The organism is Streptomyces sp. NPDC048496, from assembly GCF_043200055.1.
Taxonomy (GTDB): Bacteria; Actinomycetota; Actinomycetes; order Streptomycetales; family Streptomycetaceae; genus Streptomyces.
Window position 1 is genome coordinate 151,925 of the sequence record NZ_JBICXB010000011.1, and the last position, 14,206, is coordinate 166,130.

Consider the following 14,206-nt stretch of genomic DNA (forward strand, 5'->3'; position numbering starts at 1 on the left):
CGTCCCTGGTTGTCGTACCGAGCTGGCAGGATGGAGGAGCGGTGAAGAGGGCCCTGGTGACGGGCCCGGACCGTTGAGTGACCGGTCGGCAGGGCCGGGCGGACGTGGTGGGAGCGGGAGCGGCTGATGGCCAGGGGCAGCAACGCTGTGCTGAAGGATGTCCTCGACATCAAGGAGGACGCCCACGCCGGCGACTTCAAGGTCGCCCTGACCGAAGGGTTCGGCGACGCCCAGGCCGGATCGGTGGCCGACTACGTGGTCACCGAGCAGCTGGCGAAGGAGTTCGACAAGGCGCTGCGGCTGGTTCGGGGCGCCGTGCGCAAGAACACCTCGTACGCCGCCTATCTGCATGGCTCCTTTGGCGCAGGTAAGAGCCACTTCTTGACCGTGCTGCACGCCGTACTCAACGGCGACCCGGCGGCCAGGGCCAAGCCCAGGCTGCGCGAAGTGGTCGGGGAGCACAATGACTGGCTACCCGGCAAGAAGTTCCTGATGGTCCCCTACCACCTGGTGGGAGCCGCCAACCTGGACTCCGCGCTGCTCGGCGGATACGTCAAGACTGTGCGGGCCGAGCACCCGGACGCGCCGACCCCGCCGGTCTACAAGTCGGACGGGCTACTGGCCGACGCCCGGTCGATGCGGGAGTCACTCGGCGACGAGGCGTTCGCGCGGCTGCTGCCCACCACGGGTACCGCCGCACCTGTCCCGGCCAGTGCCCCCGTCACCGATGACGGTCTGGCCCCCATCGGATCGGTCCCTGCTGAGGGCGGGCTGGCTCCCATCGGTTCCGTCTCCGCGACCCGGTGGACCAGTGCCGAACTCAACGCCGCCTTCGACGCCCCCGCAGGCGACGAGGACCGCAAGCGTCTGGTGGCCGCCCTCCTCGGCGGCCCCATGAAGTCGTACGCCACCGGCAAGGCCGGTGATGAGAATGCGTTCGTATCGCTAGACGACGGGCTAAGCGAGATCAGCAAGCACGCCCGGTCGCTCGGCTACGACGGGGTGGTGCTCTTCCTCGACGAGCTGATCCTCTGGCTCCAGGCCCGGATGAGGAAGCGCACCTGGGTCAACGAGGAGATTCAGAAGCTCGTCAAGCTGATCGAATCCGGTAACGCGGACCGGCCGGTGCCAATCGTCTCCTTCATCTCCCGGCAGCGCGACCTCTCCCAGCTCGTCGGCAAAGACATCCTCGGCTCCGACGTCCAGAACATGGAACAAGCGCTCGAATATCTCAAGGAGCGCTTCACCGTCATCAACCTGGAGGACCGCAACCTCCCGGAGATCATCAAAGAGCGGGTGCTGAAGGCGAAGCCCGGCCAGGAAGAGGTTCTGGAAAGCGCCTTCGCGGGCATCGACCGGTCCAACCAGCAGGTCAAGGACGTCCTGCTGGACGACCAGGGCGCCACCAGTGCGAACTGGGAGGACTTCCGTGCCGTCTACCCGCTCTCACCTGCCCTGCTGAACGTGCTTGTCGCGCTCTCCGGAGCCCTCCAGCGCGAACGCAGCGGACTGAAGCTGGTCCAGCAGCTCCTTGAGAAGAACGCCGACGCCCCGCTCGGGCAGCTCATCCCACTCGGCGACCTGTGGGACATCCTGGTCGATGGCACCGGTGCGGCCTTCACCGAGCAGCTCAAGCACGAGTCCGACGCCGCCGAGAAGTTCCACGCCAAGGCGCAGCAGCACCTGCTGGAGCAGTACGGGCGGGCGGACCACCCCGACTTCGTCGCGGACGACCGGTTCATCAAGACGCTGCTGCTCGCGGCGCTCGCCCCCGACGTCCCGGCGCTGCGCAGGCTCACCGGCGCGCGGCTGGCCGCCCTCAACCACGGCTCCGTCCGATCGCGGACCGTCCCGCCCGGCGACAAGGTCGCCGACCGGATGCAGGCGCTGCGCGGCACCTTCCACAGTGAGCTGCTCGCAGAGGGCCAGAAGGACCCGGTGTTCTCGCTCCACCTGTCCGACCTGGACATCGAGCCGCTGCTCGACGCCGTCGCCGGTGAGGACAGGGTCGGCGTGCGTCGGGTATGGGTGCGCGACCAGCTGTGGGAGCTGTTCGGCGTCAAGGAAAGTCTGATCGTCGAGAAGGAGATCGTCTGGCGGGGGACCCGGCGCACCGTGGAGTTCGTGTTCGGCAACGTACGCGATCCGCGCGAGGTGGCAGACGAGCACTTCACGCCCTCCGACAGCGCCAACGTCCGCCTCGTCGTCGACTACCCCTGGGACGACGACGAGCGCCGCTATCCCAGCGACGACTACCAGCGGGTGGTGGAGCTGAAGAAGAACGGGCTGTCCGCCGCAACGCTGGTTTGGCTGCCCGACTTCTTCTCCGAGCAGCGCAAGGCGCAGCTCGGCCGGCTGATGCGGATCAACTTCCTGCTGGAGCGCAACCGGCTGGACGAGTACACGCGCACCTACGCGCCGGACGACCGGGTCAAGGCCCGGCGCCAGCTCGAGATCGGCCGTGACACCCTGACCCACACCCTGGTCACCTCGCTCGGTGAGGTGTACGGCATCTCGGCGCCCAAGGAAGGCACCAAGGCCGTCGAGGTAGTCGACGGACGTCATGTCCTGTCCCTCCTGCCGCAGTTGCCACGCCCCGAGCTGGAGGGCGGCAAGCAGTTCGCGGACAACGTGGCCCACCTCGCCGACGGGATGTTCGGCGCGCTCTACCCCAAGCACCCGGCCTTCGGCCCCGACCGCCAGGGCCAGCGGAAGGCCGTCACCCCCGCCGAGCTGCGGACCACCCTGGAGTGGATCACTCGGGCCATGGACGACGGGGGACGCGTGGAGATCGACCGCAACCACGTGGCGACCGTCAAACGCATCGTCGAACCGCTGGAGCTCGGCACGGTCCACGACGGACCGCTCGTCCTGCGCCCCGACTGGCGTGCCCGCATCAACCAGGCCGCCGCTCAGAACCAGGAGCGCGACGACCTCTCCGTCGAGGACATCCGCCGCTGGATCACCGAGGAACCCCTCGGCTACTCCGGCCTCGACAAGCAGACCACCAACCTGCTGATCGCCGCCTACGCGCTGCTCGATGACCGCGCCTGGGTCCTCCGTTCCGGCCCCGAGACCACGGCACCCGATCTTCTGTCGATCGGGCCCCCGTGGAGGCTGCGCGCCCAGCCCCTGCCCGACGACGAGGAGTACGAGAAGGCCAGGGACCGTGCCGCGCACCTCTTCGGCGTGCCGGCCAAGCCCCAGCCGTACGCGCGCAACGTCAACCAGCTGGCAGCCGACGTACGTGCCAAGGCGGCGAAGCTCGAGAAAGACGTGGCGGGTGTGCGCAGCGCGTTGGACCGGCACGCGGAGTTGATCGGCCTCGACGCCGGTACCACCGCGCCGCGTACCGCGATGCTGCGGGAGGCCGCGGGGGTGCTGGCCCGGCTGGGCCGGCACAGCAGTGACGCGACCAATCTGGTGAAGGAACTCGCCGCGGTCACCCACCAGACCCCCATCCGCGAACTGGCCCACACCATGGAGAGCGCCGAGGGCGTCCTCGCCGCCCTGGACGCCACCGACTGGCCCGTGCTGAAGCGCGTGCACAGCCTCCGTGACCGGGACGACAGCGTGGGCGACCGGGCCGGCCGGCTCTTCGACCACATCGCCGAGACCGTCCGCGCATCGGAGTTCGAGCGGCCGCTGGCGCCCGTACTCCGCGAGGTGCGGTCGACCGCGATGGGCATCTTCGACGCGGCGCTCCAGCTGGAACAGACGGCGCCGCTGCCGCCCGAACCCACGCCGGGTCCCGGGGAGATCTCCCTCACCGAACACGGAAGCCCGGCGGTGTCCTCACACCAGGAACCGCCGGCCGGTCCGCCGGCGGGCTCCCCGGAGCCCGAGTTCCTGTGGCCGGCACCGGGGTCCACGACCGGTTCCGCCGCAGAAGAGGGCGCCGGGGGAGTGCTGCCGGGTCCCCGGGCCGCCCGGCGAGTCGTCCAGGCCGGAGCGAGCGGCCTGGAAACGCTGCTCGCCGGTGAGCTGGCCGCCGTACGGCGGGAGATCGAGGACTTCCGCGCCGGGAACCCCGATACGCCGGTGGAGATCATCTGGCGTGCGGTCGACCCCGGTGGGCAGACCGGCGGCGCGGCGGCACCCGGCACCCCGGGCGGCCACGGCCCAGGTCCCGGGCCTGGTTCCGCCGACGGTTCCGGCAGCCTCGGAGCAGGCACGGAAGGGCACCGCTGATGGGCACCCGCCCCGCCGTGGGCCGACGCGCCATCGAGGTCCTGCTGGAAGCGGAACTCCCGGACGCCGGAGGACGGCGGCTCGTCCTCGTCGACGCCACCTACGAGGGCCCCGGGCAGGACACCGAGTTCACCCTGCGCGTCGCGGACTCGAGCCGCCGGGTCCGCGTTAGTGACCAGGACTCCCCGCTCGGCATCGCCGACGCCTGGCAGCGCCACAGCACCGAGGACGACCCGGACGGCGACAGTGTCCTCGTCGTCACCGGAGCGGTCCCCGCCGACCAGCTCGGCTGGGACCTGCGGGCCCACGCCGTCCGCCACCGGCCGCTTGCCGTCGACCGAGCCGAGATCGTCAAGCAGCTCTTCGGTGCCACCGACGTCGACCCCCGGATGGCCGACGAGCGCTGGCTCCTGGACGCCCTGCTGGAAGCCGAACCCGCCGACGGCTGGCCGCGTGCCGGAGCCGTCCTCACCCGCGACCGGGCCGTGCGCGCCCTCCTCGCCGCACGGCTCGGGCTCGGCGACACCACCGCCGACACCCTCGACCTCGACGCCGACACGCTGTTCGCCTGGACGCGTACACCCACCGGCCCCGCCCGCTACGCCGTTCTGTCCGTCGCCGAACGCGACGGGCTAAGCGACTGGCTCGCCAGGACCGTCGGACCGGCCGCACCCACCCTTCTCGCTCTCGTCGCCGACGGACGCGGCACGGACGCCCTGCCGCTCGGTGCACTCGCATCCGCCGCACTGGCCTCCACCACACCCGAAGCCACCGGATTCGCCCTCGGGACTCTCTTCGGTCCCGCACTCGCCTCTTTCGACGCGCTGCGCCCCTACGCGGACGCAGTCACCGGGGTTCTCACACGCTGGATCGCCGAGGCCGAAGGCCACGGGCCGCACCGTACCGAGGCCCGCGACCGCGTACTCGACATCCTCGACCGTGCCGACCGGCTCGCCGACGACGCCCGCCTAGGCCCCCTGACCGGAACCGACCGGCTGCTTCCCTCCGGCTACCGGACCCGGCTCCGCCATCTCGCTGGCACCCTGCACGGTCCAGCGAGCGAGGCCCAGGCCGCGCTGCGCGACCTTACGGGGCACCACCTCGCCGCGCTGTACGCCGACTCGACCGACAACGCCCGTACAGCGGTGCGCCTGGTCCGCTGGCTCCAGGGGCCCTTGCAGACGGTGAAGTCGGTGGCCCACGGCGTCCACAGCCATCTGGCGTCCTCGGGCTGGGCCGACCTCGCAGTCGGGATCCTCGCCGAGGGCGACGCCTCCCGGGATCCAGCCGTCGCGGACGCCTACCAGCGGCTGATAGGAGCCGTACGAGCACGACGGGCCACCCTCGACGAGCAGTTCGCCCAGCGGCTCGCACTCTGGAGCGAGAGTGCCTGCCGACAGGCGCCCGGGGGCGCACTGCTCGTCGAGGATGTGCTGGCCGAGGCAGTCGTCCCCCTCGCCAGGCCGCTCGAACGCGAGGGCGATGCGGCATCCGGCCGTGAGCGAGGCAGGCCTCTGATCCTCGTACTCGACGGCATGAGCGCAGACGTCGCCGTACAGCTCGCCGGTGCGCTAGACCGGCGGCCGTGGACGGAAGTGGTCCCCAAGCCGCGCCCCGGCGAGGACGCCGCACGCCGGGCCGCCGTGTCGATGCTGCCGTCCGTGACGACCCTCAGCAGGGCGTCCCTGCTGTGTGGTCAGCCAACGGAGGGCGGACAGAGCGCCGAACGCGCAGGATTCGCCGCGTTCTGGAAGAAGCGGCACCGCACCGCCCAGCTCTTTCACAAGGGTGGATACGAAGGGCCGCCCGGCCATCGGCTGGCCCCCGAAGTGCTTCAGGCTCTCGCCTCCGACGACATCGTCGGTGTCGTCCTGAACACCGTCGACGACGCGCTCGCCGACGGACGGGAAGGCGCCCGAGGCCAGTGGGCGCCCGAGGACATCGGTAAACTGTCCGACCTGCTGAAAGAGGCACGCAACTACGGCCGACCGGTCGTGCTCGTTTCCGACCACGGCCATATCATCGACCGCACTCCGCGCGGTCACGGGCAGCAGCCCCTGGTAGGCAAGGCCGAGGGAGCTCGCTGGCGCACAGGGAACGCGGCGGACGGCGAGATCGAGGTATCCGGCCCCCGGGTACGCGGCCGGGTCACCCTGGCCTGGCGCGAGGACCTGCGCTACACCGCCCGACAAGCCGGTTACCACGGCGGTGCCTCTCTTGCCGAAGTCACCGTGCCCGTGATCACCCTGGTGCCGTCCGCGGACCTGATTCCCGAAGGATGGACACTTCTGCCGGCCGAACGTATCGCCCCGGGCTGGTGGTACGACGAGAAGCGGCCTGCCACCGATGCCGAGGCCAAGCCCGTCCCGGACACCGCCGAGCCGGTCCTGGACACCGACACGATGGTTCTGGGTAAGAGGCCGGTCATCCGGCCTCAGGCGGCCCAGTCCCCGGACACCTCCGGTGAGGACAGCCCCGGTGCCCGTACTGTACGGTCCGCGTCCTACAGGTCCCAGCGCGAGTTCGTTCGTGGCGCGCCCCCGGACAAGGCCGTCGCCGCTGTGCTCGACGCCCTCCTCGCGGCGGGGGGAAAGCTGTCGCCCGGCGCGGTGACCGCAGCGGCTCAGGCCGCCACGGGTCGCTCGCAGCGCAACCCGGAACGCTTCGCCACCGTCCTGGAGCGCCTCCTCAACATCGACGGTTACTCCGTGCTCCAGCTCGTCGAGTCGGGACGTACCGTCCAGCTCGACAGGGCACTGCTGGAGCAGCAGTTCCTCGGAGAGACAGCATGAGCGCTCCTGCATCCGACGTCAGTGCGGTGCGGCGGCGCGACGTGGTCGACGCACTGCGGCGCGGCACCGTGCCGCAGGCCGGCCTCGGGCTCTTCGCCGTCGGTCTGGAACGCTTCGAAGCGACCCTCGACGACGACCTGGCCACCGCAGCTCGAGGGGGCTCCGCGTTTCACGCCCTGCGAGGCGAGTACGGCTCTGGTAAGACCTTCTTCGCCCGTTGGCTCGCCGAACGTGCCAAGCGGCGCGGGCTCGCGGTGAGCGAGGTGCAGATCTCCGAGACCGAGACACCGTTGCACCGCCTGGAGACCGTCTACCGCCGACTCGTGGAACGACTCACCACGGCCACCCACCAGCCCTCCGCCCTCAGAGCGGTCGTCGACTCCTGGTTCTACGCCTTGGAGGAGGAGGTGCTCGCCGGTGGCGAGGTCGCCGACGACGACGAGGAGGCGCTGGCACAGGCCGTGGACGAGCTGCTGGAACGCCGGCTCGCCGATGTCGCCCGCACCACTCCTGCCTTTTCCGCGGCCCTGCGCGGCTATCGCCGGGCGGTAGCCGTGGGTGACGGCGCGCATGCCGAAGCGCTGATCGCGTGGCTGAGCGGACAGAAATCGGTGGCAGCTTCCGCCAAGCGTGCCGCGGGTGTCCGTGGCGACCTCGACCACTTCGGTGCCCTCGGCTTTCTCCAAGGCCTGTTGACCGTCCTGCGGGACTGTGGACATCCCGGACTGCTCCTGGTCCTCGACGAGGTGGAGACCCTGCAACGCGTGCGCGGCGACGTACGGGAGAAGTCCCTCAACGCCCTGCGCCAGCTGCTCGACGAGATCGACGCCGGACGATTTCCCGGCCTCTTCCTCGTCATCACCGGTACCCCGGCCTTCTACGACGGACAGCAGGGCGTCCAGCGCTTGGCGCCCCTCGCCCAGCGGCTGGCCACCGACTTCACCACCGACCCGCGCTTCGACTCCCCTCGCGCCGTCCAACTGCGGCTGGCCGGATTCGATCTGGACTCGCTCGGCGAACTCGGGCGCAAGGTGCGGGACCTGTACGCGGGAGCGGCCCGCCACCCGCAGTGGCTCGCGGACCGGGTGGACGACACCTACCTCGACGAACTGGCCCGTGCCGTCACCGGGTCCCTAGGCGGCAAGGTCGGCATCGCCCCACGCCTGTACCTGCGCAAGCTCGTCGCCGATGTCCTCGACCGGGTCGACGAGTTCCCCGACTTCGACCCCCGCGTGCACTACGCGCTCACGTTGAGCAGTGCCGAGCTCAATGAGACGGAACGCAGCGCGGCAACGGGCGCCGGGGACATCGCACTGGACCTGGACGACGACCCGGCCCTCTCATGAAGGAACCGGCCGATGTCTTCGACCTTCTGGACCCGGTCCTCGGTCACCACATCGTCAACGCCCTCGGCTGGCGCTCCCTGCGCCCCTTGCAGGAAGAGGCTATCGAGCCGCTCCTGGGCGGTGAGGACGCCGTACTCCTCGCCCCCACCGCCGGAGGAAAGACCGAAGCGGCGGCCTTCCCCCTACTGACGCGCATGAGCCGCCACGGCTGGAAGGGCACCAGCGTGCTGTACGTGTGTCCGCTCAAGGCACTACTCAATAACCTCCACCCACGGCTGCGGACCTACACCGGCTGGGTGGGCCGCACGGCCGAGCTGTGGCACGGCGACATCACCACGAGCCGGCGGCGCCGCATCCTCGCCCAGCGTCCCGACATCCTCCTCACCACACCCGAGTCGCTGGAATCCATGTTGGTCAGCGCACATGTTGACCACCGCTCCTTCTTCTCGGGGCTCCACACGGTCGTGGTCGACGAGGTGCACGCGTTCGCGGGCGACGACCGGGGGTGGCATCTGCTCGCCGTACTGGAGCGCCTGAGCCGTATCGTCGGCCGCCCCCTCCAGCGGGTCGGCCTGTCCGCCACCATCGGCAATCCTGATGAGCTGCTGACCTGGCTGCAGGGTTCGGGACACGGACGCCGGCCCGCGCGGGTGGTCGCACCGCACCTCGCCGAGGAGCGCCGAGCCGGCGCGGGGCGAGAGGCGCAGGCCCCCGCTACACCGCCGCCAGGGGATGTCGAACTCGACTACGTCGGTTCCGTCGCCAACGCCGCCACCGTCATCTCAGGCCTGCATCGCGGTGAGAAACGCCTGGTCTTCTGCGAGACGCGTCGCACCGTGGAAGAACTGGGTGAGCAACTGCGCCTGAAAGGCGTCACGACGTTCCTGTCTCACGCATCGCTGTCCGTGGATGAACGGCGGCGCGCCGAAGAAGCCTTCGCCGATGCACGCGACTGTGTGATCGTCTCCACCAGCACCCTGGAACTCGGTATCGACGTAGGCGACCTGGACCGCGTCATCCAGCTCGACGCGCCGTCCACGGTCGCATCCTTCCTCCAGCGCATCGGCCGCACCGGACGCCGAACCGGCACCCCACGCAACTGCCTCTTCCTCGCGCTCGAACCCGAAGGACTGCTCGCGTCAGCCGCACTCCTGCTGCAGTGGTCCCGTGGCTGGGTCGAACCCGTCGTCGCACCGCCTGAACCACGCCACTTGGTGGCCCAGCAACTACTGGCCCTGTGTCTCCAGGAGCACCGGGTCGGGGAGAACCTGTGGCAGGAGTGGTGGGGTGGCATGGGCCCGTTCGGGCCGGGCGCGCTGCCCGTCGTCCGCCACCTGGTCGAGGAGGGGTACCTGGATCAGGACGGCGGACTGCTGTTCATCGGCCCGGAGGCCGAACGGCGCTACGGGCACCGACACTTCATGAATCTGACGGCCATGTTCACCGCCCCGCCGGAGTTCACCGTACTCAACGGCCGTAACGAAATCGGCCGCACCGACCCTGACCTGCTCACGGAGGAGATCGAGGGCCCGCGCAAACTACTTCTCGCAGGCCGCAACTGGCTGGTGACCTACATCGACTGGACACGCAAGCGATGCTTCGTGGAACCGGCAGACAAAGGCGGGCGTGCCCGCTGGAGCGGTTTCGGTGGGGAACGTATCCGCTCCTTCGCCCTGACCCGCGCCGCCCGGGACGTACTCCTCGGCCAGGACCCACCGGTCCGCCTCACCGCGCGCGCCACGGCGAAGCTCGCCGAAGCGCGTGACGTCCACCTGCACGCCGTCCACCCCGGCGGCACGGTGATCAGCAGGCACGGTGACGGCGACGTCCGCTGGTGGACCTGGGCGGGCCACCGCGCCAACGCCACGCTGGCCGCCTCGCTGGCCTCGGTGGCCGCCCCGCACCGACGGGTCAGCGACCAGTGGGTCAGGCTGCGCGACGACCTCACGCCTCAGCTCTGGCAGACGGCCCGCGCGGATGCTGCGGCGGGGCTGTGCCTGCCTGATGTCAGCAGCCGGGCGGTTCGTGGCCTCAAGTTCGGAGAAGCTCTCCCGCCCCGCCTGGCCGAAGCCACCCTCGCTGCGCGCCTGACGGACGAGAAGAGTGCCGGCACGGTCCTCGCCGAACCGGCACGCTTCCTCAGGCTCGGCTACGAGTAGTTCCACATCAGTGCCGACCGCGAGCCGGGCTCCTGCGGTCTTGCGACGTGTCGATCTGCAACTGCCGGAAGTGAGCGCCTCCGCGGAGAGGAATCCTCATCGCTAGGAGGTGGGGCGCCGCTGTGCTGTCTTCTTGGCGGCCCTCCGCGCTGGGCCAGGCCGGTTGCCTCCTTGGGCCGGCAGCGTGGCAGGCACTGCTCCCAGAACCTCTGAGGCGAAGGCCAGCCAGGCTTGCGCATCAGCGCCGTTGAGATCGTCCGTCCACATGAGCGAACCGTTCTGTCCGCCGCCTTGACTGTGCGGAAGGATGCCGTTCTCTGCGTACCAGGCCTTCTTGAGCTCCCATTTCCGGGCGTAGTCGGGTAGGTCGAGCATGCCTGCGTGCTCCCAGTAGACCGTGCGGCCATCGACGGTCGAGACCGTGAAATCGGGCAGGACGACGCGTCCGTCGGCACCGGTGAAAGGCCCCTCGTATTGCCAGTGGCCTGGGGCGAGCTGGTCGAGGATGCCGGCGATGATGACCTCGTTCTTCGACGCCATCGGGATGCCGTTCGCTGACACATGCATGAGCTTGCGGTCGAAGCGGTGAGCCGTTCCCTGAATCTCGAGCGCTACCGGGTGTGGCGCGTCGAACAGGTCGGTCAGCCGTTGGGCCGTCTCCGAGCGCCAGGGTTGTGCAAGATCGCGTAGGTCGAAGAGCGTGCCCTCATGGAGGATGACGATCTTGTCCTTCTGCCTGGTGAGGGCGGTGTACATGAGCTCCCGGGAGACGTTCGCCCGGGCGGGGAGGATGAGGAAGGTCGTGCCGAATTCGGATCCCTGCGACTTGTGGACCGTGACCGCCCATGCCAGTTCCAGTGGCGCGTCATCGGATTCAGTCGGCCAGTACGAATACTGGAACCCTGCTTGTGAGGAGAATTCGACGTTGAGGCGCAGCTGGGACTTCGGCATCTTCGTCGCCGGCGTGACGCGTCCGATCGCGACGCCGATCTCGCCGTTCGCCACGTAGTTCATCGCGTTCTGCTTGGGCCATGCGTTCAGGCGCTTGTTGGTGGTCTGCATGACCTTGTCGCCGCGAACGATCAGCTCGGGCCCGATCGGCTTCGGGATGTTGGCGCGACGGGAGTGCTGTGCCCACGCTGTGTCGCTCGACCGGTACGTGCGCTTGATGTGGCGGTTGAGTTCGACCGTACCGAACGCCCGGGAGCGAGTCGGGGAGAGAATCTGCCAGTCCTCGGCATGTCCTCCCGCGCCTACTTGCCAGTTGAGGTAGCCATCGTTGATGACGCCGCCATAGGTGAGCGCGAAGGCACGTGACGGGTCCGGGTCGCCGTCGAGAGCCAAGTTGTGCTCGAGTTCGTCGGTCAGTGTCTCGACGGCAGTCCTGTTACCCCACGGAACATACCGCACGCTGGGCAAGTCAGGGCTGGCGGCCAGCTCTGCCCAGATGGCTTCGTCACCTGCTCCCCTGGTGTTGTCGCCGAACCAGGCTGCCAGTTCGAGATCGTGTCGGGTCCCGTGGGTCCCGTCGGCGAGCTGGCGTCGAGGCACCTGGAGTTCGACGTAGGCCGGTGCCACCCGCACCCAGTCACCGAAACTGTCAGGGCGCAGCTTGTTGACGAGGTCGACGAAGGGGCGACCTGCGCCGATCGGTGGGAGTTGTCGGGGGTCGCCGACGAGGATGAGTCGTTTGACCCTGGCGAAGGAATCGAGGGTGGCTGCGAGCATCTCCTCGGTGAGCATCGACGCTTCGTCAATTACGACCAAGGCGTAGTTGTGTCGTGGTTGCTGATCTCCCCACACCAGGTACCGGCCGGTCTCCCCGTCATACCTGTGAGTGGCGCTCAGGTATGACGCCAGCGTCCTGGCGGGCAGCTTGACCTTGGTTTCCAGCTGGACCTTCGCCTTGCCGGTGGGGGCGAGGAGCAGCACATTGGCCGCGGCGACTCCGGGGTACTCGACCAGGGCGCGCAGCAGCGTGGTCTTGCCGGTTCCCGCCGACCCGATGAGCACCGACAGCGGCGCGTCATGAAGGGCCGAGAGGCCGGCGGCTTTCTCGGTGCGAGCGCGCTCTTCCAGCTCGTCGAGCTCTCCCGTGACGTTCTGGTTGCGACCGAGCGCGCCGTCCAAGGTCTGCCTGGCGTCCGTAACGGGACCGAGGCTGCCCAGTTCTTCTTGCGCCCTGATCCAGTCCCGGATGACGAAAGAGGTCTCTTCGAACCTCGTGAGTTTGTACGCGGGAGTGCCGTCCGCGAGGGACACGCTTGTCAGCGGTGACCATTCAGTCCACTCGTGGATGCCGTCATGGTCCAGACCGAGGCCGGCGAGGACGGTCTGCGGCAGCGCGGGCGGCTGGGCGAGCGGTACCTCGAGTGCCAGCGCGATGGTCTCACTTGCGGGTACAACCGTGTCGCCCTGCTGGCCTTGCCGTTCCAACACGTCGGTAAGCAATGCTTCGATCCGACGCCGATCGACGTTGCCCTCCAGCTTGAGGTCGTCAGGGACCGGAGGCTTCCAGGTGACGTGGGCCGGGGGAAAGAGGGCGCGGTCAACGGTTGAGAACGGCACGTGATCTGCGGTGCCGTACGTACACGTCGAGGCGAAGTACGGGTTCTGCAAAAGGTCCTCGGCCGACATCTCGACCTCTGTTGCGCCTTCGAGCAGCATCTGTATCTGGGCCGGAGAGATGTCAAAGCCAGAGAGCAGGCGCATGACGGCCTGACGTTCTGGCGTGACCTTCTTCCAGATCCTGGCCTGGAGGCCGGTGATGTGCGCTCTGATCCCACTGGGGGCGCAGGACGGGTCGGCAAAGACTGTCTTGAGGATGTCCCACGGGTCTGTGTTGTCGCCCGCCTCTGCCATTACCGCTCGAGCGGCGAGGTAGGGATGCTGGACGCCGATCGCCTTGAGGAAACCAGGCAGGCCGGGGACAGGGCCGCGCAACTGCCAGAGACGTTCGATCTGGGCCTGCAACCATTCGCGCCCGGTGTCAGGTAGGTCCACCCCCAATTCCCGCATGCCATCGGCGGCCGACTGCAGAGAGGTGAGCGCTTCGATGGCGGCATCGTCGGACAGATGCTCGGTGACGTAAGAAAACTCGACAACACGGCCCTCGGGGGCCCATGCCAGCGCCTTGTCGACGTCGATGCCATCGTCCATCAGGGAGATGAGCTGCTGGTAAGGCAGCAGGATTCCATCGGTCATGTCGGGGCGGAGTGAGTGCTCGACAGCCGTCTCCCACATGGCGGAGCTGAATGGCGGGTTCCCCGAGTGGTTCCACAGCGGTGGCGGAGTGACGCGATTGATCCGCGCGGCGCCTACAAGCAGTCGGTCGGTGCGCTGCTCTTGAAATGGGGAGTGCTTCAGATAGGCGAAGACCAACGAGTCACCCGGGACGACCGGCTCGAAAAAGGCATCCATGATGGCACGTTGGTTGTCTCCGTCCATCACCCACAGCGGGGTGGAGTTCAGCGCTGCGTCAGCGGCTTCCTCCGCGGCTTGGCTGAACAAGGGAACCCGCTCATGGCCGACTTCCTGCGCGAAGACTTCCCGATTTGAGGTTCCCCCGAGATGCGGAAGATGGTGACAGGGGGTCAGATGGTCCTCATGAGAGGAACATCGACCATGGCCGCCCCAAGGAAATACTCGCTGGAGTTGCGTGAGCGTGCGGTGCGGATGTATCGCACCTCGGATCCGAAACCGCAGATCAAGAAGCTGG

Annotated in this window: 5 protein-coding genes; 4 read left to right on the plus strand and 1 reads right to left on the minus strand. The window is 68.7% G+C overall.

From position 1 onward, the window contains the following. Window positions 1-126: 126 nt before the first annotated feature. From ACGFSA_RS14560 to ACGFSA_RS14575, 4 genes are read left to right on the plus strand one after another with little or no spacing between them, the layout of a single operon-like run. On the plus strand, window positions 127-4,191 hold the full coding sequence (locus ACGFSA_RS14560; protein ID WP_393304016.1) for a hypothetical protein: 4,065 nt from the start codon (window positions 127-129) through the stop codon (window positions 4,189-4,191). After that, the gene (gene pglZ / locus ACGFSA_RS14565; RefSeq protein ID WP_393304018.1) at window positions 4,191-6,983 is read left to right on the plus strand and encodes a BREX-2 system phosphatase PglZ; all 2,793 of its coding nucleotides are present in this window, start codon (window positions 4,191-4,193) and stop codon (window positions 6,981-6,983) included. Before ACGFSA_RS14560 ends, pglZ begins: the two co-directional genes overlap by 1 nt. Then, a complete protein-coding gene (brxD, locus tag ACGFSA_RS14570) occupies window positions 6,980-8,329 on the plus strand; it encodes a BREX system ATP-binding protein BrxD (RefSeq protein ID WP_393304020.1) in 1,350 nt (449 codons plus the stop codon). Before pglZ ends, brxD begins: the two co-directional genes overlap by 4 nt. Beyond that, window positions 8,326-10,488 carry a DEAD/DEAH box helicase gene (locus tag ACGFSA_RS14575; RefSeq protein ID WP_393304022.1) on the plus strand — a complete coding sequence of 721 codons (2,163 nt, stop codon included), beginning with the start codon at window positions 8,326-8,328 and terminating at the stop codon, window positions 10,486-10,488. Before brxD ends, ACGFSA_RS14575 begins: the two co-directional genes overlap by 4 nt. A gap of 102 nt (window positions 10,489-10,590) precedes the next feature. Here ACGFSA_RS14575 and ACGFSA_RS14580 read toward each other — a convergent pair whose 3' ends face one another. Further along, window positions 10,591-13,998 (minus strand): AAA family ATPase, encoded by a 3,408-nt coding sequence (locus ACGFSA_RS14580; RefSeq protein ID WP_393304024.1) that lies wholly within the window; start codon window positions 13,996-13,998, stop codon window positions 10,591-10,593. Between the last annotated feature and the right edge of the window lie 208 nt (window positions 13,999-14,206).